This is a genomic window from Dongia mobilis (assembly GCF_004363235.1).
GTDB lineage: Bacteria > Pseudomonadota > Alphaproteobacteria > Dongiales > Dongiaceae > Dongia > Dongia mobilis.
Genome location: NZ_SNYW01000011.1, coordinates 24,562 through 47,787 on the forward strand (window position 1 = coordinate 24,562; position 23,226 = coordinate 47,787).

Below are 23,226 nucleotides of genomic sequence, written 5' to 3' on the forward strand. Positions count from 1 at the left end.
GCACCCTCAGCCGTCGATGGTCGCCTGCAGCGCGCGGGCGAAGGCAGGCGAGCCCATCAGCTTCTTGCAGCGCTCGAAGCGGTTCACCGCATAGGCCCAGAAATCGTCGGCCGGATTCTCGTTCACATGCTGGATGATGCCCCAGAGCGTCCAGAGGAGATCGCACATCGCCTTGTAGAGCACCATGCGCCCGGCCTCGCCCGGCGGCACGCGGCCACCGAAATAGGCCTCCATCAGCGCCGCATCCTGGTCGGGGCCGAAGCCGGCCTCGACCGAGACATCGCCCAGATCCCACATCGGATCGTTGTTGCCGGCATATTCCCAGTCGATGACATAGACCTTCTCGCCCGTGTCGAGGAAATTCTCGGCCAGGGGATCGCAATGGCAGGGGACCACCGGCAAGGGCCGCCGGGCGAGGGCCGCCCGGACCGCCTCCGCCTCGCGCTTCACCTCGTGATAGCCGTCGGGCAGCGGCGCGTCCTTCTTCGCCAGGATGTCGAGATAGTCGTCGATCATCTGAAAGAGCTCGAAGCGGTTGCGAAAGGATTTGCCGCTGTCATGCACCCGGCGCAGACTTTCGGCCGAGCGGCGCACGGCGCCAAGATCGCGGAAGCGCTCGGCATTCAGCGTCGCCGCGCCCTCGATATAGCCGGCCAGCTGCACGCCATCCGCCTCGTCGAAGAAATGCAAGGGCGCATTGACGCCGATCTCTGACGTGGTGCGGGCGGCATGGGCCTCGTTCACCCGCGAGATGTATTCGCCCGTACCCTCGCCCGGAATGCGCAGCACGAACTTGCCCTGCGGCGTCCCCAGCAGGAAGTTGCGGTTGGTGAGGCCACCGAGGCGCTCGGTCGTCACGTCGTCGATTCCGAGCCCGGCCAGCAGCGGAATCCGCCGCATCGCCTGTTCCATCGCCTGCCGGTCTGCCGCATCGGTCATGTCGCCTGCCCCCTCGCTTGTTCGACGCGTGGATGCCCGAGCGAAGACCCGGCAATCCACTCTCTCCTCACGCTTTCAATTTTCCATTGGCCGGATCGTAGAGCGCGCCGTCATGGCGCGTGGCCGGCGATTGTTCGGTGAAGGCCTCAATCGTAAAGCCCTGGCCGCCCGCCAGATCGACCGGCAGATAGGCATAGGCGACCGATTTGCCGATGGTGTGGCCGAAATTGCCGCTGCTGGTCACCCCCACCACCTTGCCGTCGTGGAGCACCGCCTCGCCGCCATAGAGGGCGAGTGGCTTCTCGGTGGTGAAGGTACAGAGCTTCTGGCGGATGCCCGCTTCCTTCTGCCGCACGAGCGCGTCGCGGCCGATGAAGTCGCCCTTCCTCAGGTTGACGCGGAAGCCAAGCCCGGCCTCATAAGGGGTGTAGTCCGGGGTGATGTCGCTGGACCAGTAGAGATAGTTCTTTTCCATGCGCAGCGAATCGATGGCGCGATAGCCGATATCGCGGATGCCGAATTCGGCGCCGGCTTCGCGCAGCACGTCATGGACATGGGCGGCATATTCGGTGGGGATGTGCAACTCCCAGCCGAGCTCGCCGACATAGCCGATGCGGATGGCAAGCACCGGTGCCGCCCCCACCGTGATCTGGCGGCAGGTGGCGAAGGGAAAGGCGGCGTTGGAGACATCCTCTTCCGCCACCCGTTCCAGCACGGCGCGAGCATGGGGGCCGCACAGATTGATGACGGCGCGCGCCGAGGTCATATCGATGATCCGTGCCGAGCCGTCCTGCGGCAGATGGCTTTCGATCCATTGCCGGTCATGCAGGCCAAAGGCGCTGCCGGTCACGAAATAGTAGCGGTCCGGGCCGAGCCGCGAGAAGGTGAGGTCGCATTCGATGCCGCCCTTCTCGTTGCAGAGCTGGGTATAGATGGTGCTGCCGACCGGCTTTGCCATGTCGGAGACGGTAAGCCGCTGCAGGGCAGATTCGGCACCGGGGCCGATGATCTCGAACTTGGCGAAGGAGGTCTGGTCGATGAGGGCGACGCCCGTGCGCACCGCCCGGTGTTCGGCAGCGACATGGGGGAACCAGTTGGTCTTCGCCCGGTCGAAGGCGGGTTCGTCCCGGGGCTCGACGCCCTCGGGCGCGAACCAGTTGGGCCTCTCCCACCCGCCGCGCGAGCCGAACACGGCGCCACGCGCCTTCAGTGTTTCATGGAGCGGCGAGCGGCGCAGCCCACGCATCGTCTCGTGCTCGTCGCCCGGCCGGTGCAGCTTGTAGTGATGGCCGTAAAGTTCCACCGCGCGCGGATACATGAAATGGCGGGTGCAGTGGTGAAAGTTGAATCGGCGCACGTCAAGCGGCCAGAGGTTGAGACTGGGCGCGCCGTCGATGATCCATTCCGCCATCATGCGCCCGGCGCCGCCACCGGCCGCGATGCCATAGAGAAAGCCCGCCGAGACGAAGACATTGTCGAGCTCGGGCACCTTGCCCATGACGAAATCGGAATCGGCCGAATAAGGGATGGGGCCGTTGATGAGTTGGCGCACGCCGACCGTGTTGATGACCGGCGTGCGCTTGCCCCCCAGCTTTGCCAGCAGCTCGAAACGCTCGAAATTGCCGGGCAGCAATTCCTGGGCAAAATGGCGCGGGATTCCCCCGGGCGCGAAGGGCAGCGTGTCGGGCTCGTAGCCACCGATGACGAGGCCGCGCACCTCCGGCTTGTAATAGACCAGGTGGTCGGGATCGCGCATGGTCGGCATGCGCTTCGGCACGTCGGGGATGGGATCGGTGATGAGATATTGGTGCTCGACTGCAAAACTGGGGATGCGGGTCCCCATCAGCTTGCCCACCTCGTTGCCCCACATGCCCGCGCAATTGACCAGGATGTCGCAGGTCCAGGTCCCCTCTTCCGTCTCGACCGAGACGACGCGGCTGTTCTCGACCCGGATCGCATTCACCCGTGCGCCGGTGACGATGCGCGCCCCCTGGTCCTTCGCCCCCTTGGCGAGGGCCTGGCAGACGCCGGCCGGGTCGATATAGCCGTCGGAGGGAATATAGACGGCCGAGCGCACATCCTCGGTCGACATGATCGGGAAGAGCTCCTGCGCCTCCTTCGGCGACAATTCGCTCATCTCGAGGCCGAAGCTTTTCGCCATGGTGAGGGAGCGCTTGTTCTCCATCTCGCGTTCCGGCGAACAGGCGAGGCGCAGGCTGCCGTATTTTTTCCAGTCGATCGCCATGCCGGTCTCGGCCTCGAGCCGGTCATAGAGTTCGACCGAGTGGCGCAGCATGCGGGTCACGTTGCGCGAGGAGCGGAGCTGGCCGACCAGGCCGGCCGCATGCCAGGTGGCGCCATGGGTGATGCCGCTTTTTTCCAGGATGGCGACGTCCTTGCGGCCCATCCGGGTCAGGTGATAGGCGATGGAGCAGCCGATGATGCCCGCGCCGATGATGAGGATTTCGGCGTGAAGCCGGCCGGCCTGGTTGTCGCTCATGATGTCCTTGCTGTGCTGGCGTGGGTTGCCTGGTCGGTCAGTGCGGCTCTGCCAGTAGAACCTGCACGTCCGCCGCCTCGAGTGCCGCGGCCAGATCGCCGCCGGGCTGCGTGTCGGTGACCAGCAGATCGATATCGCCGAGTTCCACCGCGGAAACGAGGCAGCGGCGCTCGAACTTGGTATGGTCGACGCCGACGATCACCCGTTCGCAATGGCCCAGCACCGAACGCGACACCTCGGCCTCGCACAGGTGATTGTCCATGACGCCGAGATTGGCATCGAGGCCGGAGGCGCTGATGATCGCCGTCTTGACCATGAATTGCTGCAGGAAGGCGATGGCCGCCGGGCCGAAGGCGGCACTGTCATCGGCACGCAGTTCGCCGCCGGCGAGATAGACCTTGCTGCCCTCGCCGGTCAGCAGATGCTGGGCAATCGGCGCCGAATTGGTGACCACGGTCAGGTGGCGCCGCCCCTTGAGCGCCTGCGCCACATAGATGTTGGTCGATCCGGTATCGATGAAGATCGATTCGCCGTCGCTGATTTCGTCGGCGATGGCGGCGGCGATGGCCTTCTTGGAGGCCATGTTGTCGAGCATGCGGCGCTGCAACGGCTGGTCCTCGGAGCGGTCGCGCCAGCGGACATTGCCGTGGCTTTTCTCGACCAGGCCCTTGGCACCCAGCAGCCTGAGATCGCGGCGGATGGTCTCGCCCGAGACCTCGAGGATTTCGGCAAGATGTGTCACCGCCAGCACATGCTCGCGGCGCAGGACCTCGAGAATGCGCGCTTGGCGCGCATTCAGCCGGAGGTCGGACAATGTGCCAATTTCCTTGCTCATGTTCGTGTCCCGCCGCCACGGGGCGGCAGCCTGTGATCAGAGATGTTCGTCATTCATCCGGCAGGCCGAGGCGGCGGCGCAGGCGCGCGGCACCCGCCACGATCAGCCGGTCCGCCACGATACCCAGGAACGCCACGCAAAGGCCGGCCACAAGGCCGCGCCCGATATCGGCCTTGGCAAGACCGATGAAGACTTCCTGGCCGAGATCGCGGGTGCCGATCATCGCCGTGATGATCAGCATGGCGAGGCCCATCAGCAGGGTCTGGTTGATGCCCAGCATGATCTCCGGCATGGCCAGCGGCAATTTCACGCGCCAGAAGATCTGGCGCTGGGTGCAGCCCACCGCCCGCGCCGCCTCGATGAGGTGCGGCGGCACCTGACGCAGACCGTGATTGGTGTAACGGATCGCCGTCGTCACCGCGAACAGCACGATGGCGATCATGGCGCTGACATCACCGATGCCGAACAGCATGACGGCCGGGATGATGAAGACGAAGATCGGGATAGTCTGCAGCGTGTCGATGACGATGGTGACCACCCGGTTGCGCCATTCCCGGGTCGAGGCCCAGGCGCCGACCGGAATGCCGATGAGGGCCGCGAAGAAGACCGAGATGGAGCAGAGATAGACCGCGATCATGGTCTTTTCCCACAGCCCCACCAGGACCGGAAAGAGAATGAGCGGCGCCACCAGGACGGCGAGGCGCCAGCCGCCCAGCTGATAGCCGAGCAGGCCGGTGGCGGCCACCACGGAGATCCAGGGCAGGTCCAGCAGGAAGGCCTTGTAGGGATTGAGCAGATTGACCAGCAGCCAGACCTTCACCGCCTCGATCTGGTCGAAGAAGGTGACGTTGATCCAGGCGACCACCTCGTCCAGCATGGTCTTGGTCGAGAAGGTGAGCGCCTCGGGCACAGCCGCAAGACCGTCAAACGCCATGCCGCCGAAGGTGGTGAGCGCCAGCCAGGCGGCGGCCATGACCACGAAGGGATGGCGCTGCATGAAGCTGCCCTGCGGCGGCGCCTGCCAGCGGCCGTCCTGATGGGCGGCGGCGAGGCTCATGCGGTCAAGCGCGATGGCGATGACGACAATGGCAAAACCCGCCTCCATCGCGGGACCGATGTCGAGCCGGCGCAGCGCCACCAGCACGTCGAAGCCGAGGCCGCCGGCGCCGATCATCGAGGCGATGATGACCATATTCAGCGACATCATGATGACCTGGTTGATGCCGACCAGCAGCAGCGGCTTGGCGGTCGGCAGCATCACCCGCCACAGGCGCTGGCGCCTGGTGCAGCCGAACATGTCGGCCATGCTGGTGATCTCTTCCGGCACCTGTTCGAGCGCCAGCTTGGTCGCCCGCACCATGGGCGGTGTTGCAAAGATGACGGTTGCCACCATGGCCGGGACCGGGCCGGAGCCGAACAGCAGCAGCACCGGCACCAGATAGGCGAAGGCCGGCATGGTCTGGGCGATGTCGAGGGACGGCCGGATCACCCAGTCGTAGAGCCAAGTGAAGCGGAAGCAGAGGATGCCGAAGACAAGCCCGCAGACAATGCCAATGGGCACACAGAGCGCCACCGAAGCGAGGGTCAGCATGGCGCTGTCCCATTTGCCGATCACGGCGAGATAGGCGAAGCAAAGGAAGCTGACGACCGCGACGCGTACACCGCCCAGGGCATAGCCGGCAATGGTCATGGCGCCGATGACACCGAGCCAGGAGAGGCGCGGGAAAATCACGTCCTGGCCGGCCGTGATGAACCCCTTGGCCAGCAGCGCCTGCAGCAGGTCGAAGGGCAACTCGATCAGCGCGGCGATGGCACGGGTGAACGGCGTGACGTAGTCGATGGTGGCGGTCTTGAAATCGTTGATCCAGGCGATCAGCGGCACGAACATGCTGCGCGGATACTTGACCAGCCATTTGGCGATGTCCGGGTTCGACCACAGCACCAGGCTGGCCACACCCAGGACCAGCCAGAATGCCCAGAAATAGGCACGCGGGACCGCACCCAGCCTGAGCGCCAGCGCCGTCATGTGCGGGCGTCCCGGCCGATCAGGGTGTCGATCACCGCCTGCGGCGCCAGTGTGCCGATGACGGCGCCGCTGTCGTCGGTGACGGCCACCGGCTTGCCGGCGCCGATGACGATGGGGGCGACGTCGGCGATCTTGTCGGTGGCTCGCACCTGGCCGATCGCGGCCACGCCATTGACCGGGCTCATGATGCTGCGCGCGGTCAGCACCTTGGCGCGCTGCACGTTGCGGGTGAAGGCGGCGACATAATCGGTCGCCGGGTTCATCACCAGTTCCTCCGGCGTGCCGATCTGGATGACGCGGCCGTCCTTCATGATGGCGATGCGGTCGGCGAGCTTGATCGCCTCGTCGAAATCATGGGTCACGAAGATCATGGTCTTCCTGAGCACCTTCTGCAGGCGGATGAGTTCGTCCTGCATCTCGCCGCGGATCAGCGGATCGAGCGCGGAGAAAGGCTCGTCGAGAAACCAGAGCTCGGGCTTCACCGCGAGCGACCGGGCGATGCCGACGCGCTGCTGCTGGCCGCCGGACAGCTGGCGGGGATAGGCATTCTCGCGCCCGCCGAGGCCGACCAGTTCGATGACTTCCCGCGCGCGCTGCTCGCGTTCGGCCTTCGCCACCTTCTGGATGGCGAGCGGGAAGGCGACGTTTTCGAGCACGGTCAAATGCGGCAGCAGGGCGAAGTGCTGGAACACCATGCCCATCTTGTGGCGGCGGATGTCGATCAGTTCGGCCTCGCTGGCCTTGAGCAGGTCGCGGCCCTCGAACAGCACCTCGCCGGCGCTGGGCTCGATCAGGCGCGACATGCACCGCAGCAGGGTCGACTTGCCCGAACCGGAGAGACCCATGACGATGAAGATCTCGCCCTCGCCGATCTCGACCGTCACATCGCGCACGCCGGCCATCAGCCCGGCCTCGGCCATGGCCTCGGGCGTCAGCGCCTCCGGCCCGGGCCCCGCCGCCATATAGGCCTCGGCCCCGCGGCCGAACACTTTCCATACGCCGCGACAGGCGAGTTTAACCGTGGCGACGTCCGTCATCTTCCAGGTCTCGTGATCATGGTGAAAAAGGCGCCGCGCCGATGCATCCAGCATCGGCGCGGTTCGGTCGTAAACGGTTGGTTACTGCGCCCAGGACGCGATCTTGTCCTTGTTCGCCTCGATCCAGCCGGCGGCCGCATCCTCGATCGACTTGCCGTCGAGGTCGACCTGGCCCGACAGCGCATTGAGATCGTCGGCGCTGATCGAGTAGTTGGTGGCGATCTTGTGGGCGACCGGCCACTTGTCCTTCATGCCGGCCCAGGCGTATTTCCAGATCTCGCCGAAGGGCTTGCCGCAATCATAGGCCATGTCGGGATTCACGCCGACCGAGGGGTCCTCGTAGCATTCCTTGGAGTATTCGGGGAACTCGACCCACTCGCCTTCATACTTGGCGGGCGCCCAATGCGGGGAATAGACCCAGAGCATCACCGGCGCCTTGCGCTGATAGGCGGATTCAAGTTCGGCGAACATGGCGGCATCGGTGCCGGCATGGATCACCTCGAAGGGCAGGCCGAGAGCCTCGACGCGCTCGTCGTCAAAGCCTTCCCAGGTTACCGGGCCACCCACGTACCGACCCTTGGGCGCCGTCTCCGGCGTCGAGAAGGCTTCGGCGCAGGCAGGATCCTTCAAGGCCTCCCAATTCGGCAGGCCCGGGCATTTCTCTTTCATATAGAGCGGATACCACCATTCCTCCTTGGCCTTGGGCCCCAGCGCGCCAAGTCGCTCGGTCTTGCCGCTGGCATCGGCCGCGGCCATCGCCTCGCCCGCCGTGGTGTCCCAGAACTCCATGCCGATGGTGAGGTCGCCCGTCTGCAAGCCGGTCTGCAGCGAGGACAGATAGTCGGAGGTCACCAACTCGACATTATAGCCCTGGGCTTTCAGTATCTGCGCCAGGATGGTCGCGTTGATGTTGACGCTGGTCCAGTCGAACAAGGCAATCTTGATGGGATCGGTGCTCTCCGGCACCGATTGCGCACTGGCCGGCAGCGAAAGCAGGCCCGCGCTTAAACCCATTGCCACTGTGGTAGCGACAGCTCCACGGCGGATCATCTCCAACATCGCTAACCTCCCTGTCATGAGTGTGACCCCCGTTTGCTCGGGGTGTTCTGTTGTGGTTTCAAACTCTATCCACAGGGTTTTGGGCTTCGCAAGTCAATTTCGCGAGATTCGTGGAAATCCTGTTGATTTGATCGAGTCGGGTCTCGGCATTCCCGCGTCGGGTATCCAAGCAAACGCAAACCGGCCCGGCGCTGTCGCGCCGGGCCGGTCCAAAACCGACAGGAATTGCCGCTGCGGGATCAGGCGGCCTGGTTGCCCGCGACGCCCTTGTCAGCCAGCAATTGCTGCAGCTCGCCGGACTGGTACATCTCGCGGACGATATCGCAGCCGCCGACGAACTCGCCCTTCACATAGAGCTGCGGGATGGTCGGCCAGCTGGCGAATTCCTTGATGCCCTGCCGCAGGCTGGGATCCTGCAGCACGTCGACGCCCTTGAACTTGACGCCGAGATGGCTCAGCACCTGCACCACCGCCGCGGAAAAGCCGCATTGCGGGAAGACCGGCGTGCCCTTCATGAACAGCACCACATCGGTGTTGCCGATCTCGTCACGGATGCGGTCGAAGACTGCGTTGTCGCTCATGTGTCGTTCCTCAATCTCTTGCCCTTGCCGGCGATATGGCGGGCCGGTCCCGGAAAGTCAATGTTGCCGCCATTCTGACGCCTCTGCCGCCGCCGCGCCAGCCCGGAATACCCTTAACTTCCGCGGCAGTTAGGCCGGGGCCGAGGTCTGCAGGGCGAGGGCGTGCAACTCGTCGCCCATCTTGCCCTTGAGGGCGGCATAGACGATCTGGTGCTGCTGTACCCGCGACTTGCCGGCGAAGGCCGCCGAGACCACCCGGGCGGCATAATGGTCGCCGTCGCCGCGCAGATCCTCGATCGTCACCTCGGCATCCGGCAGGGCTTCCTTGATCAGCCGGGCGATCTCGCTTGCTTCCATGGCCATGATGTCGGGACTCCCGTAGCTGGTCAGGTTGTTTGTCAGTTTGCCGGTCAGGCGGCGCCCATCAGGCGCGGCAGGAAGGATTCATGCGCCCCCTTGAGCTCGGCCAGCTTCAGCGAGCGGCCGTCGAGGGACAAGGCATCGCCGCCGGTTTCGCCGAGGATGGCGACCGGCACACCCGCCGCCTTGGCGCGCGTCATGACGGCAGCCGCCTCTCCACCCGGCACGGCGATGACATAGCGCGCCTGGTCTTCACCGAACCAGAAGGCATGGGCCTCGGCCGCATCCTTGGGCGTCACCAGATTGGCACCGATGCCGCCGGCCAGGGCCATCTCGGCCACCGCCACCAGCAGGCCGCCATCCGACACGTCGTGACAGGTGACAAGCGCGCCGGCCTCGATCACGCCGCGCACGAAATCGCCGTTGCGACGCTCGGCGGCGAGGTCGACCGGAGGTGGCGCCCCCGCTTCCCTGCCCGCAATCTCGCGCAGATATATCGACTGGCCGAGCCAGCCCCGGGTCTCGCCCAGCAGCAGCACGGTCTCGGCCTTCGCCTTGAAGGCGATGGTCGCCATGCGCGCGACATCGGCCATGACGCCGACACCGCCGATGGTGGGTGTGGGCAGGATGCCCTTGCCGTTGGTCTCGTTGTAGAGCGAGACGTTGCCGGAGACGACCGGGTAGTCGAGGGCCTTGCAGGCCTCGGCCATGCCCTCGATCGAGAGCGCGAACTGGCCCATGATCTCGGGCCGCTGCGGGTTGCCGAAATTCATGTTGTCGGTGATGGCAAGCGGCCTGGCCCCCACCGCGGTCAGGTTGCGCCAGGTCTCGGCCACCGCCTGGGCACCGCCCGTCTTCGGATCGGCGAAGACATAGCGCGGCGTGCAATCGGAGGTCATGGCAAGCGCCTTGGCGCTGTCCGGCAGGCGGACGACGGCGGCATCGCCGCCCGGGCGCTGGGCGGTGTGGCCCATGACCAGGTGGTCGTATTGCTCCCAGACCCAGCGGCGGCTGGCGAGGTCGGCCGAGCCCAGCATGGTCTTCAAGGCACTCAGCAGATCATTGGGCGCCGGCACATCCCGCGCGGCGATTTCCGCCTGCGCCGGGGTCGGCACCCAGGGGCGCTCGTAGACCGGCGCCTTCTCGACCAGGGGTGCCACCGGCATGTCGGCGGCCACTTCGCCATCCTTCTTCAGCACCAGATGACCGGTGTCGGTCAAGCGGCCGATCTCGGCGAAATCCAGTTCCCATTTCTCGAAGATGGCGCGGGCCTTGTCCATGGCCTCGGGCTTCAAGACCATGAGCATGCGCTCCTGGCTTTCCGAAAGCATGATCTCGTAGGCGGTCATGTGCGTCTCGCGCACCGGCACCTTGTCGAGATCGAGCTCGATGCCGAGGCCGCCCTTGGACGACATCTCGACCGAAGACGAGGTGAGGCCGGCCGCCCCCATGTCCTGGATGGCGACGATGGCATCGGTCGCCATCAGTTCCAGGCAGGCTTCCAGCAGCAGCTTTTCGGTGAAGGGATCGCCGACCTGGACGGTCGGGCGCTTTTCCTCGGAATCCTCGGTGAATTCGGCGGACGCCATGGTGGCACCGTGAATGCCGTCGCGCCCGGTCTTGGCGCCGACATAGATCACCGGATTGCCGACACCCGCCGCCGCCGAATAGAAGATCTTGTCGGCATCGGCGAGGCCGACGGTCATGGCATTGACCAGGATGTTGCCGTTATAGCTGGCGTGGAAATTGACCTCGCCACCCACCGTCGGCACGCCCATGCAATTGCCATAGCCGCCGATGCCGGCGACGACGCCGGAAACGAGATGGCGCGTCTTCGGATCGTTGGGCTCGCCGAAGCGCAGTGCGTTGAGGTTGGCGATGGGCCGCGCACCCATGGTGAAGACGTCGCGCATGATTCCGCCCACCCCGGTCGCGGCACCCTGATAGGGCTCGATGAACGAGGGATGGTTGTGGCTTTCCATCTTGAAGACCGCCGCCTGGCCGTCGCCGATGTCGATGACGCCGGCATTCTCGCCCGGTCCCTGGATCACCCAGGGCGCGCTCGTCGGCAGCTTCTTCAGGTGCACCTTCGAGGATTTGTACGAGCAGTGCTCGGACCACATGACCGAGAAGATGCCGAGCTCGGTCATCGAGGGTTCGCGGCCCATGATCTCGAGCACCAGCTTGTACTCGTCGGCGGAGAGCCCGTGTTCGGCGACAATCTCGGGGGTAATCTTCTGGACCTTGCTCACGACACGGCCTCCACCATGCTCGTGAACAGGGCCTTGCCATCGGTGGAGCCGTGCAGCGGCTCGATCGCGTTTTCGGGATGCGGCATCAGTCCCAGCACATTGCGCTTCTTGTTGAGGATGCCGGCGATGTGCCGGATCGATCCGTTCGGGTTGTAGACGGAATCAAGCCGCCCTTCCGGCCCGCAATAGCGGAAGGCGATGCGGTCCTCCGCCTCGAGCTCATCCAGCGTCCGGGGGTCGGCGAAGTAATTGCCGTCGTGATGGGCGACCGGGATCGAGAGCACCTGGCCCTTCTTGTAGCCGGCGGTAAAGCGCGAGCCCGAGGTCTCGACGCGCAGGCCGACATTGCGGCAGACGAATTTGAGGTTGGCGTTGCGCAACAGCACGCCCGGCAGCAAGCCGGCCTCGGTGATGATCTGGAAGCCGTTGCAGATGCCGATCACCGCCATGCCGCCTTCGGCCCGCGCCTTCACCTCGCGCAGCACCGGCGAGTTGGCGGCGATGGCGCCGCAGCGCAGGTAGTCGCCATAGGAGAAGCCGCCCGGCACCAGCACCAGATCGACCTTGGGCAGCGCAGTGTCGCGATGCCAGACCATGATCGGATCCTTGCCGGTGGCCTGCTTCAGCGCCGCTTTGGCGTCGCCTTCGCGATTGGAACCCGGAAATACGACGATCGCCGACTTCATGTCTCAGTCCACCAGTTCGATGGCGTAGTTCTCGATCACGGTATTGGCCAGCAGCCTGTTGCACATCTGCTCGACCGCGGCCTTCGCCTTGCCCTTGTCGGTCTCGGCGAGATCGACCTCGATATACTTGCCCTGGCGCACGTCGCCGACGGAATTGAAGCCGAGGGCGTGAAGCGCGCTGGCGATGGCGCGGCCCTGGGGATCGAGCACGCCGTTCTTCAGGGTGATGTGGATTCGGGCCTTCATGAAGTTCCCTCAGTTCGACAGGTAAGCACTGACTTGGTTTAGTCACTGACTTGGTTCTTGGGGTGGAATGAATGGGGCGCCAACCGGCGCCCTGTGTCTCCCGGCCTGGCGGCCCTATTGCATGGTACTCGGGCCCTTCATGTCGCGGGGGCCGCCTTCCGGCAGGATGCCGAGGCGCCGCGCCACTTCCTGATAGGCCTCCTCGACATTGCCGAGGTCGCGGCGGAAGCGGTCCTTGTCCAGCTTCTCGCCGGTCTTGACGTCCCAGAGGCGGCAATTGTCGGGGCTGATCTCGTCGGCAAGAACGATGCGCATCTCGTCATTCTCGTAGAGCCGGCCGAATTCCAGCTTGAAATCGACCAGGCGCAGGCCGACACCCAGCATCAGGCCGGTGAGGAAATCGTTCACCCGCAAGGCGAGGTTGATCATCTCGTCGAGGTCCTGCGGCATGGCCCAGCCGAAGGCGGTGATGTGCTCTTCCGAGACGATCGGGTCGCCGAGTTCGTCCGACTTGTAATAGTACTCGATGATCGAGCGCGGCAGCTGGGTCCCTTCCGGGATGCCGAGACGCTTCGAGAGGGAGCCCGCCGCCACGTTCCGCACCACCACTTCGAGCGGGATGATCTCGACCTCGCGCACCAATTGCTCGCGCATATTGAGGCGGCGCACAAAATGGGTCGGAATGCCGATTTCGCCCAGGCGCAGCATCAGGTATTCGGAGATGCGGTTGTTGAGCACCCCCTTGCCGGTGATGGTGCCCTTCTTCTGGTTGTTGAAGGCGCTGGCGTCGTCCTTGAAATACTGCACCAGCGTGCCCGGCTCCGGGCCCTCGAACAGGACCTTGGCCTTGCCTTCGTAGATGCGGCGGCGGCGCGACATTCCAGGGGGTCTCCAATGCTGCCCGGACCGAAGCCGGATCGACTCTGGCGGCCGGCGGTCGGGATTCGGCCTTCTTCTAGCAGCATGGCACCGGCAATACAATGATCGCCGGTCCCCTGAGCAGACTCGCCGCAGGTCAATTAATGCGTTCTATTCCAGCATGTTAGGCCGAAGCCGGTCCGGCCAAGGCCAGGACCAGCAGGCCGCCACCGACCGCAATCACGAAAAGCGGGCCAAGTAGGGCAAGAAAGCGCGCCCAATACCCCCCGGCCGGCAGGCGCAGGCTGACCTGGCGGCGCAGGAGAATGCTGGCGATGCCGAGGAGGGCCAGGGTCAGGCCCATGCCGAAGGCGATGGCGCCGGCCATGGCGATGCCGGCGAGGATCAGGCCGTTGGCGAGGGCGAAGAGCAGGACCAGAATCGCCCCGGAACAGGGCACGAAGCCGGCGGCGATGGCGAGGGCGCGCTGTTCCAGCCTGCGCCCCCTGCCCCCAGCGGAATCCCGGGCGGCCTCACCGATGCCATGATTACAGGCGTGGCCGTGATGATGGTGATGGGCCGCATGGTCCCGCCCCAGCCACCATTCGCGCAGCATCAGGAGGCCGATCGCCAGGATCGCGCCATAGCTGACCACGCGCAGCCAGAAGAACTGGCTGGTGGGCGAGACCAGAGCTCTCGAGAGGACAAGATGCGCCAGCCCGACGATCACCACGGCGCCGACCACATGGCTGATGGCGATCCAGCTTGCCATGGCAACACCGCGGACGGGCCGTGCCTCGCGGCCCAGGAAGTAACCGATGACGACGCTTTTGCCATGGCCCGGACCCAGGGCATGGAAGACGCCATAGAGAAAGGCAAACAGGATGCCGGCCCAGAGGGCGCCCCGATCCTCGCCGCGCTTGATGGCGACAAGGCGCGCATTGAGGGCACGGTTGACGTCGCGTTGCCAGGCATAGATCTGGTGCCGGACCGGCTGCAGGAAGCCGCCGGAGGCGGCCGGTTCCGGCGCCGCAGCGACGGCGCCGCCACCGAACGGGCTGGCTTCCTGGGCGCGCGCCTCTATCGTCCCCACGCCCAGCAGGAGAAGCAGGAGAACAACGAATCTCATTGGCATGATACCGATATGGCCTGGGGAATGACGAAGCCGCCGTAATAGGCATTGGCCGGATCGTCGCGCACGACGGCCTCGCATCTGTCGCTGCCCGCGCCTTCCAGGGCGATCGGATTGTCGGCAGCCAGAAGCACCTCGACGTAATACTCGCGGTCGCTGATTTCGAGGCGAAGCGCCTGTGTGCGAGGATCGACCGGCGCCGGCAATGTGAAGGTCAGTTCGAAATGCAGGGCCCCCTCCTGCTTCCGCGCGGCGAAGGCCGAGGGGGCCAGGTCGCGGTAATCGGTGCCGTCGACCGAGACATGGGTGAAATAGCGAAAGCTGGCCAGATTGGGCAGGGTTCCCTCGCCCATCGCGGCACTCTCGGCCGCGCTGATAGCCCCGTCCGCATCGGCGTCGTAGTGCAGCATCATGTCTTCGGTAAAGATCTCGTCGAAACGCCAATCGGTGCGGAAGCCGACAAGTTTTCCGCCCTCGAAATGCAGCACGACGCGGTTGTCGATGAAGACATGGGGATGGGCCACGGCAGTGGCGGACCCGCCCGTCATGAGCAACAGCGCGGCGAAGCCCGATAATACAAACCGGTTCACGTTCGCGTGATGACTAGAGCGATTTGTCCGGCGCCACGCTGAGCGAGCAGCTGCAGAAGGGGCAGGAAACGGTCGTCCGGTAATCCGCCGGCACATGGCCGGCCGCCACCTCGCCATTGAGGAAGCTGCGCATCGCCGTCACCAACTCGTCATGGGAGGTGGTGGCGCGGCAGGACAGCGCCATCGCCTCCCGGTCCGCCAGCGACAGGGGTTCGCTGGAGAGCGCCCGCGCGGTACCCGTGCCCAGGACCGAGAACGGCAAGGCCATGGTCGTGGCTTTCAGCAGAAGGCGTCTTGTCAGCATGTGGCATTCTCCGTTCCCGGCGATCTCAACGGCAGAATAGGTCAACGCAACGCTTCGAGCAACGTCGCCTGATTGTACCGGAACAGGGATTGGAGCGTCGGCGCGGGACCATCCGGGCCGGACAAGGCGTCGGCATAGAGCGCGCCACCGATCCGGATGCCGGTATCGGCGGCGAGAGTCTCGATGAGGCGCGGATCGGTCATGTTCTCAAGGAAGGCGGCGCCGACGCGGCCGGCCTTGGCCTGTTCGACGATCTTCTTCATATCCTGGGCGCTGGGCTCGGCCTCCGTGCTGGCCCCCTGCACGCTCACGAAGTCGAGGCCGTAGGCGCGGCCGAAATAGGCAAAGGCGTCATGGGAGGTGAGCACGCGGCGTCGCTCGGCCGGCAGCTCGCCGAAGGCCGCTTTGAGTTCTGCATCGATGGCGGCGAACTCGGCCTTCAGGGCATCCGCCCGCGCAGAAAAGCCGGCGGCCAGGCCGGGCCGCGCCTCAGCCAGGCCGGCGGCGATGTTGTCGATATAGCCCAGCACCAGCCGTGCGTCCTGAAAGGCATGGGGATCCGATTCGCCGTGATCGTGGTGATCAGGGCCGGCGCCCGGGGCACGATCCGCATCGTGATCGTGGTCGTGGTCGTGGTCTTCGCCCTCATGTGCGTGTTCATGTTCATGTTCGTGTACATCCCCGGCTTCGGTCCAGGCCAGCGGCTCGATGCCGGCGGTCGCTGTCACTATGCGCCCCTCGAAACCGGCGGCATCCGTCAGTCGCTCCAGCCAGGACTCGAAGCCAAGGCCATTGGCGATCAGAAGCTCCGCCCCGGCCACGGCACGCTGATCCGCGGCACCCGGGTCGAAACCATGGGCGTCCTGGTCGGGCCCGACCAGGACGGTGAGGTCGACACCATCGCCGCCGATCTGGCGCACCAGATCGCCCAGAATGCTGAAGGTGGCGACCACCCTGACCGGCTCCTGCGCGGTGGCCAGAACCGGCTGCAGGCAGAAACCAGCGGCCGAGAAGGCGAGAAAGGTGATGAACTGGCGAAGGCGCATGGCAGCATCCAATGAAATGTTATAATATAACACTCATAGCGCAGCGTTGCGCGGTGTGCAAGCCACCTGCCCCGCGATCAGGCCTTTTGCCCAACAGCTGAGAAACCTTCAGGCGAGGTCGATCTCCTGCCAGGCGATTGTCTCCGGCCGCCCGCCGAGGAACCGCCAGACCGGCAACCGCTCCGAATGCTGCACGGAAGGCAAGGCGATCAGGGACGAACTCATCGTGCCGAAACCGGTATTGGAGACGATGTGCATGGCGTCGAACACATCCCCGCCCGGTTCGTGCCGGCGGGAGCCCAGCAGGGCTTCCCACTCCCGCCAGTCCTGCCGCTCCGGCAGCGGCGCCTCTGCCGCCTGCCATTGCGGCAAATAGTAGCGGATTCGGCGGCTGCCGGGATCGTTGCGGTCATGGGCGGTGATCATGGAAAGGCCGGGGGGCAGCGTTTCGGCGATAAGCTGCGTGCCGTCATTGCGCAACCAGAAGGCGGCCGAATTGTCGGCGACGAACATGTTGAACGGTCGATAGGCGGCGGCATCCAGCTGCGCCAGCATCTCGATCGCTGCATCGGCGTCGGCGAGGTCGAGCGCATCCAGCACCAGTTCGCCGCGCGACCGCTTGCCGGCCTGTGGGCCCAGCGTGTTGGGGCGGTTGAGAATGCCGGCGACGACGCCGAAATCGTTGATGCCCAGCCAGGAGCCACCGGCCAGCAGGTCCTGCCCGGCGACAATCTCCGGCCGGTCAGGCCAGTGCCGCGCCGGCGGCAGCCACGGCCGGTCGTGCATCTCGTCACGATTGGCGGCAATCAGGATGGGCCAGTCATGGCCGGGCCGGTTCAGGATGATGACGCTGCACATGTCTGGACTGTCGCGAAGGAGGAATTGCGTGATCTGCGAGCAGGTTGCGCCGGGAAACAAGCCCGCCGCGCCAGCCCGTCGTCAGGTCTATTAGACTTGACGGGACGCGGCCGGCCAACCATTTTTCCAGACGAATGCCGGCGCCGATCCCGGGGGCCGGGGAACAGCAAGGGATTGCAGCCGCATGACGAGTTTCAACGACCGCGAAGCCGCCTTCGAGAACAAGTTCAAGCATGACAAGGAGCTTGAGTTCAAGGTCAACAACCGGCGCAACAAGCTGCTGGGCCTTTGGGCAGCCAAGCTGCTGGGCATCGACGGCGCCGAAGCCGAGGCTTATGCCAAAGCGGTGGTGGCCGCCGATTTCGAGAAGCCGGGCGATTCCGACGTCGTCGAGAAAGTGATGGCCGATTTCAAGGCGAAGAATGTCGACATGAGCGAGCATCGCCTGCGCAAGTACATGGAAGAACTGATGGCCGCGGCGAAGCAGCAGGTCATGACCGAATCCGGTTCCTGATCCGGCGCAACGGCGTACGAAAAAAGGGCGGCGATGCACCGGCATCGCCGCCCTTTTCAGTTTTGTTGCACACCGCCTCAGGCGCGGCCGAAAACGCGGCGGAAGATGTCGTCGACATGCTTGTAGTGGTAGCCGAGGTCGAAGCATTCCTCGAGCGCCCTGGCCTCGATCTTCGCCGAGACCAGCGGATCGCCCTTGAGTTCGGTAAGGAAATCCTTGCCTTCCAGCCAGACCTTCATCGCATTGCGCTGCACCGCCTGGTAGGAATCCTCGCGGCTCAACCCCGCCTGGGTGAGGGCGAGGAGCACGCGCTGCGAATGCACGAGGCCGCCATAGCGGTCGAGATTGGCCTGCATGTTCTCAGGATAAACGATCAGCTTGTCGATGAGGCCGACCAGGCGGTTGAGCGCGAAATCGAGGGCGATGGTGGCATCGGGGCCGAAGACGCGCTCGACCGAGGAATGGCTGATGTCGCGCTCGTGCCAGAGGGCCACGTTCTCGAGTGCCGGCGTCACCGCCGCGCGCACGATGCGGGCCAGGCCGGTCAGGTTCTCGGAGAGGACCGGGTTGCGCTTGTGCGGCATGGCGCTGGAGCCTTTCTGGCCCGGCGAGAAATATTCCTCGGCCTCGCGCACTTCCGAACGCTGCAGATGACGGATCTCGATCGAGAGATTCTCGATGGAACTCGCGATGACGCCAAGGACCGAGAAATACATGGCGTGGCGGTCGCGCGGGATCACCTGGGTGGAAATGGGCTCGATGCCGAGGCCCATCTTCGCCGCCACATGCGCCTCGACCCGGGGGTCGATATTGGCGAAGGTGCCGACGGCACCCGAAATGGCGCAGGTCGCGATGTCGGCGCGGGCCGCCACCAGGCGTTCGCGGTCGCGCTTGAAGGCGGCGTAATGGGTCGCAAGCTTGAGGCCGAAGGTGGTGGGCTCGGCATGGATGCCGTGGCTGCGGCCCATGGTGGGGGTGAGCTTGTGCTCGAAGGCGCGCTTCTCGAGCGCCTTCAGCAGCCGGTCGAGATCGTCGAGCAGGATATCGGTCGCCTGGGCCAGCTGCACCGCAAGGCAGGTGTCGAGCAAGTCGGACGAGGTCATGCCCTGGTGCACGAAGCGCGCGGCGGGGCCGACATATTCGGCCAGATTGGTGAGGAAGGCGATGACGTCATGCTTGGTCTCGCGCTCGATCTCGTCGATCCGCGCCACCTCCCACTGGCCCTTGGCCCAGATCTCGGCCGCCGCCTCCTTCGGGATGACGCCCAGTTCCGCCAGCGCATCGCAGGCATGGGCCTCGATCTCGAACCAGATACGGAAGCGGTTCTCGGGGTCCCAGATCCGGGTCATTTCGGGGCGGGAATAGCGGGGAATCATCGGGGCCTCGCGGGGAATGGCGGGAAATTCGGCGCCAAATCAGCGGCAAAGGCCGGCAAAGTCAACCGGGAATCCGAGCCTGCCAGCGCCCATTTCTCATCCCCTGGCTTGGCCAGGGGATCCACGGGTTGCTTTCATCGGTTGCCGACAAACTCGTAGATGGCCCGCCTGAAGCGGGCCATGACAGGAGGCATGAAGCGCAAATCCTCAGTATAGCGGCGGGGTGAAGGCGAAAAGCGCCACGGTCCGGGCGGATTTCGAGGGATTGCTGAAGGTATGGGGGCGGCGGGGGTCGAAGGTCATGGCATCCCCCTCCTCCAGCAGCGTCTCCTGGCCGGCCACCGTCATGACGAGGCGCCCCTCGATCACCATGACGAATTCCTCCTCGGCCGGGATGGCATAGAGTTCGTCGCCACCGGAGCCCCCCGGCCCCATCTCGCTCCAGACCACCTGGATGCGGCTGCGCGTCGAGGGCGAGAGCAGGTAGTCGTGCAGCCCCTTGCCGCCGAATTCGATGCGCCGACGCTTGGCCCGGCGCACCACGGCGGTTTCCGTGCCCTCGAACAGGGCGCCGACCGGCATGCCGAGGGCATTGCAGATCGCCACCAGGGAAGCGACCGAGGGCGAGGCCAGATCGCGCTCGATCGAGGAGAGGTGCCCCTTGGTGAGGCCGACCCGGCCGGCGAGATCGTCGATGGAGAGACCGAGCTGGCGTCGCCTTTCGCGCAATTGCGGACCGATCAGCGGCTTGGGCTGCGGTTCGCTGAGGAGTTTCGGGGGGACGGTCGGCTTGGCCATGTGTTCAGTATAGCCAAACTTAGTTGACTATCAACAAACCTCGCGGAATCATCCGGGCAGCCATCACGCCAGCCACCCCATCCCAACGAGGCAGCCATGACCGAGAAGCCCATCGCGCAACCGATTACCGATGCCGTCTATGCCGAACGCGCGAAGGAGATGGAGAACTGGTACTGGTGGGGGGTCCAGACCTTTTTCAAATGCGCCTTCAACCCGGATCCCGCCGCCTGCGACATCGCGCTGGTGGGGGTGCCGCATTCATCCGGCAACGGCTCGACCGAACGCGACCAGCATCTGGCCCCGCGCGCGATCCGCAATGCGTCCGGCTGGTATCGCCGGGCGCATCAGAAATTCCAGCTGCGCCCCTGGGATGCCTGCCGCATCAACGATATTGGCGACGTACCGCTGCCCGAAGCGATGGTCAACGACATCTGCGTCGACCATATCGAGGAATTCTACAAGCGCCTCGACCTCGCCGGCACCAGGCCCGTCTCGATCGGCGGCGACCATTCCATCACCGGGCCGATCCTCCGCGCCCTCGGCGGCAAGGAAGGCCGCCTCTCTGGCGGCAGCAAGATCGCGCTCGTGCATTTCGACGCGCATCGCGACGATTACGAGCACCTGCCGCATTGGCTGGGCAGCCGGCGCTCGGCGGCGCATTGGGCGGCCTATACCATCCATGAGGAGATCGTCGACCCGGCGCATTCGATCCAGCTGGGCATGCGCGGCAACCCGATGAAGGCGAGGAAAGACCCGGCGCAAAGCGACATGGGTTACGAGATCATCCCGGCCGAGCACATCTTCGAGCGGGGCATGGAGGACGTGGGCAAGGCGATCCGCGCCCGCGTCGGCGACATGCCAGTCTATATCACCTTCGACCTCGACGTGCTCGACCCCTGCGACGCGCCGGGCGTTTCCAACCTGGAACCAGGCTATCGCGGCCTGCGCTCATACGAGGCGATCAAGCTGGTGCAGTCGCTGCGCGGCACCAATGTGATCGGCGGCGACATCGTCTGCATGATCCCCTCCAAGGACAACGAGACGCATATCACGGCGATGAATTCGGTCGTCCTCATGTTCGAGATGCTGAGCCTGATCGCGGACCGGCATTTCCGGAAGGATTGAGCCCTGCGCCCGGACGGGCGGCCATGTCGAAAAAGTACAACTGCCCTGCCGTGGCGGGCCTTCAAACGGCCGGGCGGACAGGCTAGCTTGGCGGCCAGTTTCCCACCGTCCAGCCAGAAATCGAGCCAGAGACCATGAGCACCGCCCTGCCGCATCTGTTCGAGCCTTTCGAGATTCGCGGCTGCCGCATCAAGAACCGCATCTTCTCGACCGGCCATGACACGACCATGCCGACTGACGGCACGCCCAACAAGCGTCTTGCCGCCTATCACGAGGCGCGGGCGGCGGGTGGTGCCGGGCTGATCATCATGCAGGTGGCGGGGGTGCATGAGACGGCGCGCTATACTTCGCATCTGATCATGGCGACGACGGATGATTGCATCCCGGGCTACCGCGACGTGGTGGCGGCCTGCAAGCCATACGGCACGCGCCTCTTCGGGCAGTTGTTCCATCCGGGCCGCGAGATCATGGAGAGCCAGGATGGTACCGCGCCGGTCGCCTTCGCCCCCTCGGCCGTGCCCAATGAGCGCTTCCACGTCATGCCGAAGCCGATGTCGAAGCGCATGATCCATGAGATCATCGATGGCTATGCCGCCGCCGCCCTGCGGCTGAAGAAAGGCGGGCTCGACGGCGTCGAGATCGTGGCGAGCCATGGCTATCTACCGGCGCAGTTCCTGAACGAACGCGTCAACCGGCGCGAGGATGAATATGGCGGCTCGTTCGAGAATCGCCTCCGCTTCCTGCGCGAGGTGTGCCAGGCGGTGCGCGACCGCGTCGGCGACGAGATGGTGGTCGGCATCCGCATCACCGGCGACGAGAAGGACCCGGAAGGCCTGCAGGAGAGCGAGAGCCTGGCCGCCATTGCCGCCCTCGATGGCGCGGTCGATTTCTTCAACGTGATCGCCGGCACCTCGGCCAGTTTCGGCGGTGCCGTGCATATCGCGCCCCCCATGGCGATCGCCAATGGCTATGTGGCGCCCTTCGCCGCCGCCGTGAAGCAGAAGGTAAAGGCGGCGGTGCTGGTGGCCGGGCGCATCAACCAGCCGCAGGACGCCGAGAAGATCCTAGCCAGCGGTGCCGCCGATTTGATCGGCATGACGCGCGCCATGATCTGCGACCCCGACATGCCGAGGAAGGCCGAGGCGGGCAGGCTCGACGACATCCGCGCCTGCATCGCCTGCAACCAGGCCTGCATCGGGCATTTCCATCTCGGCTATCCGATCTCCTGCATCCAGCATCCGGAAACGGGGCGCGAACTGACCTACGGCGCGCTGAAGCCCGCGGCGCGCAAGAAGAAGATCCTGATCGCCGGCGGCGGGCCCGCTGGCATGAAGGCCGCCGCCATCGCCGGCGCGCGCGGCCATGAAGTCATCCTGTGCGAGGCGTCCGAGCGCCTGGGCGGCCAGGCGCTGATCGCGCAATTGCTCCCCAGCCGCGCCGAGTTCGGCGGCATCGTCACCAACCTTGCGCGCGAGGTCGAGCGCGCCGGCGTCACGGTGCGGACGCGGACGACAGTCACCCGCGCGCTGGTCGAGCAGGAAAAACCCGATGCCGTCATCATCGCGACCGGCGCCCGGCCGCGCCTTGCCGCGGAAGCCGGCATCGAGGGGGTCGAGGAAGGGTCCCATGTGGTCTCGGCCTGGGCGGCGATCCGGGACGAGGCCAATATCGGCCGCTCGGTCGTGATCGCCGATTGGCGCTGCGACTGGATCGGCCTCGGCCTCGCCGAGAAGCTGGCGCGCAATGGTTGCCATGTGCGCCTCTGCGTCGATGGCTATATGGCCGGGCAGCGCATCCACCAATATGTCCGCGACCATTGGGTGGGCGAGCTGCACAAGCTCAATGTCGAGGTGGTGCCCTATGCCAGACTCTACGGCATCGACGGCGAGACGGTCTATTTCCAGCACGCGACCTCGGGCGAGCCGATCATCTTCGAGGGCGTCGACACGCTGGTCACCTCGCTCGGCCATCACCGCGTCGCCGGGCTGGAGGAGGAATTGGCCGACTGGCAGGGCGAGGTGCATGTGATCGGCGACAGTCTGACGCCGCGCACCGCCGAGGAAGCCGTGCTGGAAGGCCTCAAGGTGACGGCGGAGATCTGATT

22 protein-coding genes are annotated in these 23,226 nt (G+C 65.3%); 3 read left to right on the top strand and 19 right to left on the bottom strand.

Features of this window, described 5'->3' with window-relative positions:
- Positions 1-6 precede the first annotated feature (6 nt).
- The 17 genes from A8950_RS14635 to A8950_RS14715 all read right to left on the bottom strand — a co-directional run bounded on the left by A8950_RS14635 (position 7) and on the right by A8950_RS14715 (position 17,309).
- Complete coding sequence (locus tag A8950_RS14635; protein ID WP_208109872.1) at positions 7-939, bottom strand: choline/ethanolamine kinase family protein; 933 nt, start codon at positions 937-939, stop codon at positions 7-9.
- 67 nt (positions 940-1,006) lie between these two features.
- Positions 1,007-3,439, bottom strand: coding sequence for a GcvT family protein (locus tag A8950_RS14640; RefSeq protein WP_133614431.1), 2,433 nt, complete (start codon positions 3,437-3,439; stop codon positions 1,007-1,009).
- Between the two features lie 37 nt (positions 3,440-3,476).
- Positions 3,477-4,274 carry a DeoR/GlpR family DNA-binding transcription regulator gene (locus A8950_RS14645; RefSeq protein WP_133614432.1) on the bottom strand — a complete coding sequence of 266 codons (798 nt, stop codon included), beginning with the start codon at positions 4,272-4,274 and terminating at the stop codon, positions 3,477-3,479.
- A gap of 49 nt (positions 4,275-4,323) precedes the next feature.
- On the bottom strand, positions 4,324-6,300 hold the full coding sequence (locus tag A8950_RS14650; protein ID WP_133614433.1) for an ABC transporter permease: 1,977 nt from the start codon (positions 6,298-6,300) through the stop codon (positions 4,324-4,326).
- Complete coding sequence (locus A8950_RS14655; RefSeq protein ID WP_133614434.1) at positions 6,297-7,337, bottom strand: quaternary amine ABC transporter ATP-binding protein; 1,041 nt, start codon at positions 7,335-7,337, stop codon at positions 6,297-6,299. Before A8950_RS14655 ends, A8950_RS14650 begins: the two co-directional genes overlap by 4 nt.
- 81 nt (positions 7,338-7,418) lie before the next feature.
- Positions 7,419-8,396 (bottom strand): ABC transporter substrate-binding protein, encoded by a 978-nt coding sequence (locus A8950_RS14660; RefSeq protein ID WP_166645197.1) that lies wholly within the window; start codon positions 8,394-8,396, stop codon positions 7,419-7,421.
- Positions 8,397-8,635: 239 nt separating this feature from the next.
- Entirely contained in the window at positions 8,636-8,977 is a 342-nt protein-coding gene (grxD, locus tag A8950_RS14665) for a Grx4 family monothiol glutaredoxin (RefSeq protein ID WP_133614435.1), read from the bottom strand.
- 129 nt (positions 8,978-9,106) lie between these two features.
- On the bottom strand, positions 9,107-9,340 hold the full coding sequence (locus tag A8950_RS14670) for a BolA family protein (RefSeq protein ID WP_133614436.1): 234 nt from the start codon (positions 9,338-9,340) through the stop codon (positions 9,107-9,109).
- 47 nt (positions 9,341-9,387) lie between these two features.
- Positions 9,388-11,589 (bottom strand): phosphoribosylformylglycinamidine synthase subunit PurL, encoded by a 2,202-nt coding sequence (gene purL / locus A8950_RS14675; RefSeq protein ID WP_243735659.1) that lies wholly within the window; start codon positions 11,587-11,589, stop codon positions 9,388-9,390.
- Positions 11,586-12,275 carry a phosphoribosylformylglycinamidine synthase subunit PurQ gene (purQ, locus tag A8950_RS14680; protein ID WP_133614437.1) on the bottom strand — a complete coding sequence of 230 codons (690 nt, stop codon included), beginning with the start codon at positions 12,273-12,275 and terminating at the stop codon, positions 11,586-11,588. The genes purL and purQ overlap by 4 nt, the downstream gene beginning before the upstream one ends.
- Before the next feature lie 3 nt (positions 12,276-12,278).
- Positions 12,279-12,521, bottom strand: coding sequence for a phosphoribosylformylglycinamidine synthase subunit PurS (gene purS / locus A8950_RS14685; protein WP_133614438.1), 243 nt, complete (start codon positions 12,519-12,521; stop codon positions 12,279-12,281).
- Between the two features lie 114 nt (positions 12,522-12,635).
- Entirely contained in the window at positions 12,636-13,400 is a 765-nt protein-coding gene (gene purC / locus A8950_RS14690; RefSeq protein WP_133614439.1) for a phosphoribosylaminoimidazolesuccinocarboxamide synthase, read from the bottom strand.
- 163 nt (positions 13,401-13,563) lie between these two features.
- Positions 13,564-14,508, bottom strand: a complete 945-nt coding sequence (locus A8950_RS14695) for a nickel/cobalt transporter (RefSeq protein WP_166645198.1) — start codon at positions 14,506-14,508, stop codon at positions 13,564-13,566.
- Entirely contained in the window at positions 14,505-15,059 is a 555-nt protein-coding gene (locus tag A8950_RS14700) for a DUF1007 family protein (protein WP_166645199.1), read from the bottom strand. Before A8950_RS14700 ends, A8950_RS14695 begins: the two co-directional genes overlap by 4 nt.
- Before the next feature lie 55 nt (positions 15,060-15,114).
- A complete protein-coding gene (locus tag A8950_RS14705; RefSeq protein ID WP_133614442.1) occupies positions 15,115-15,405 on the bottom strand; it encodes a hypothetical protein in 291 nt (96 codons plus the stop codon).
- Positions 15,406-15,446: 41 nt separating this feature from the next.
- Positions 15,447-16,451 (bottom strand): metal ABC transporter solute-binding protein, Zn/Mn family, encoded by a 1,005-nt coding sequence (locus tag A8950_RS14710; protein WP_133614443.1) that lies wholly within the window; start codon positions 16,449-16,451, stop codon positions 15,447-15,449.
- A 108-nt stretch (positions 16,452-16,559) separates the two neighbouring features.
- Complete coding sequence (locus tag A8950_RS14715) at positions 16,560-17,309, bottom strand: NRDE family protein (RefSeq protein ID WP_133614444.1); 750 nt, start codon at positions 17,307-17,309, stop codon at positions 16,560-16,562.
- A 184-nt stretch (positions 17,310-17,493) separates the two neighbouring features.
- Between A8950_RS14715 and A8950_RS14720 the strand changes: the two genes are divergently transcribed.
- Positions 17,494-17,823 (top strand): DUF1476 domain-containing protein, encoded by a 330-nt coding sequence (locus tag A8950_RS14720; protein WP_133614445.1) that lies wholly within the window; start codon positions 17,494-17,496, stop codon positions 17,821-17,823.
- 77 nt (positions 17,824-17,900) lie between these two features.
- Here the strand turns inward: A8950_RS14720 and purB are convergent, their stop codons facing one another.
- Positions 17,901-19,199 (bottom strand): adenylosuccinate lyase, encoded by a 1,299-nt coding sequence (gene purB, locus A8950_RS14725; protein WP_133614446.1) that lies wholly within the window; start codon positions 19,197-19,199, stop codon positions 17,901-17,903.
- Positions 19,200-19,406: 207 nt separating this feature from the next.
- Entirely contained in the window at positions 19,407-19,997 is a 591-nt protein-coding gene (locus A8950_RS14730; protein ID WP_133614447.1) for a cupin domain-containing protein, read from the bottom strand.
- A 96-nt stretch (positions 19,998-20,093) separates the two neighbouring features.
- On the opposite strand from A8950_RS14730, the gene A8950_RS14735 reads away from it, so the two are divergent.
- Both A8950_RS14735 and A8950_RS14740 read left to right on the top strand, forming a co-directional pair.
- Positions 20,094-21,122, top strand: a complete 1,029-nt coding sequence (locus A8950_RS14735; RefSeq protein WP_208109873.1) for an arginase family protein — start codon at positions 20,094-20,096, stop codon at positions 21,120-21,122.
- Between the two features lie 134 nt (positions 21,123-21,256).
- The gene (locus A8950_RS14740; protein WP_133614448.1) at positions 21,257-23,224 is read left to right on the top strand and encodes an oxidoreductase; all 1,968 of its coding nucleotides are present in this window, start codon (positions 21,257-21,259) and stop codon (positions 23,222-23,224) included.
- The last annotated feature ends 2 nt before the right edge of the window (positions 23,225-23,226 follow it).

Excerpts from the sequence above, each read along its gene's own strand:
- A8950_RS14670 (WP_133614436.1), bottom strand. The coding sequence starts at position 9,340 with ATGGCCATGGAAGCAAGCGAGATCGCCCGGCTGATCAAGGAAGCCCTG.
- A8950_RS14720 (WP_133614445.1), top strand. The coding sequence starts at position 17,494 with ATGACGAGTTTCAACGACCGCGAAGCCGCCTTCGAGAACAAGTTCAAG.
- A8950_RS14660 (WP_166645197.1), bottom strand. The coding sequence starts at position 8,396 with ATGTTGGAGATGATCCGCCGTGGAGCTGTCGCTACCACAGTGGCAATG.
- A8950_RS14650 (WP_133614433.1), bottom strand. The coding sequence starts at position 6,300 with ATGACGGCGCTGGCGCTCAGGCTGGGTGCGGTCCCGCGTGCCTATTTC.
- A8950_RS14700 (WP_166645199.1), bottom strand. The coding sequence starts at position 15,059 with ATGACGGGCGGGTCCGCCACTGCCGTGGCCCATCCCCATGTCTTCATC.
- purQ (WP_133614437.1), bottom strand. The coding sequence starts at position 12,275 with ATGAAGTCGGCGATCGTCGTATTTCCGGGTTCCAATCGCGAAGGCGAC.
- purS (WP_133614438.1), bottom strand. The coding sequence starts at position 12,521 with ATGAAGGCCCGAATCCACATCACCCTGAAGAACGGCGTGCTCGATCCC.
- A8950_RS14715 (WP_133614444.1), bottom strand. The coding sequence starts at position 17,309 with ATGTGCAGCGTCATCATCCTGAACCGGCCCGGCCATGACTGGCCCATC.
- A8950_RS14705 (WP_133614442.1), bottom strand. The coding sequence starts at position 15,405 with ATGCTGACAAGACGCCTTCTGCTGAAAGCCACGACCATGGCCTTGCCG.
- A8950_RS14635 (WP_208109872.1), bottom strand. The coding sequence starts at position 939 with ATGACCGATGCGGCAGACCGGCAGGCGATGGAACAGGCGATGCGGCGG.
- A8950_RS14655 (WP_133614434.1), bottom strand. The coding sequence starts at position 7,337 with ATGACGGACGTCGCCACGGTTAAACTCGCCTGTCGCGGCGTATGGAAA.
- A8950_RS14730 (WP_133614447.1), bottom strand. The coding sequence starts at position 19,997 with ATGGCCAAGCCGACCGTCCCCCCGAAACTCCTCAGCGAACCGCAGCCC.
- A8950_RS14740 (WP_133614448.1), top strand. The coding sequence starts at position 21,257 with ATGAGCACCGCCCTGCCGCATCTGTTCGAGCCTTTCGAGATTCGCGGC.
- purC (WP_133614439.1), bottom strand. The coding sequence starts at position 13,400 with ATGTCGCGCCGCCGCCGCATCTACGAAGGCAAGGCCAAGGTCCTGTTC.
- A8950_RS14695 (WP_166645198.1), bottom strand. The coding sequence starts at position 14,508 with ATGAGATTCGTTGTTCTCCTGCTTCTCCTGCTGGGCGTGGGGACGATA.
- purB (WP_133614446.1), bottom strand. The coding sequence starts at position 19,199 with ATGATTCCCCGCTATTCCCGCCCCGAAATGACCCGGATCTGGGACCCC.
- grxD (WP_133614435.1), bottom strand. The coding sequence starts at position 8,977 with ATGAGCGACAACGCAGTCTTCGACCGCATCCGTGACGAGATCGGCAAC.
- A8950_RS14645 (WP_133614432.1), bottom strand. The coding sequence starts at position 4,274 with ATGAGCAAGGAAATTGGCACATTGTCCGACCTCCGGCTGAATGCGCGC.
- A8950_RS14640 (WP_133614431.1), bottom strand. The coding sequence starts at position 3,439 with ATGAGCGACAACCAGGCCGGCCGGCTTCACGCCGAAATCCTCATCATC.
- A8950_RS14735 (WP_208109873.1), top strand. The coding sequence starts at position 20,094 with ATGACCGAGAAGCCCATCGCGCAACCGATTACCGATGCCGTCTATGCC.
- A8950_RS14710 (WP_133614443.1), bottom strand. The coding sequence starts at position 16,451 with ATGCGCCTTCGCCAGTTCATCACCTTTCTCGCCTTCTCGGCCGCTGGT.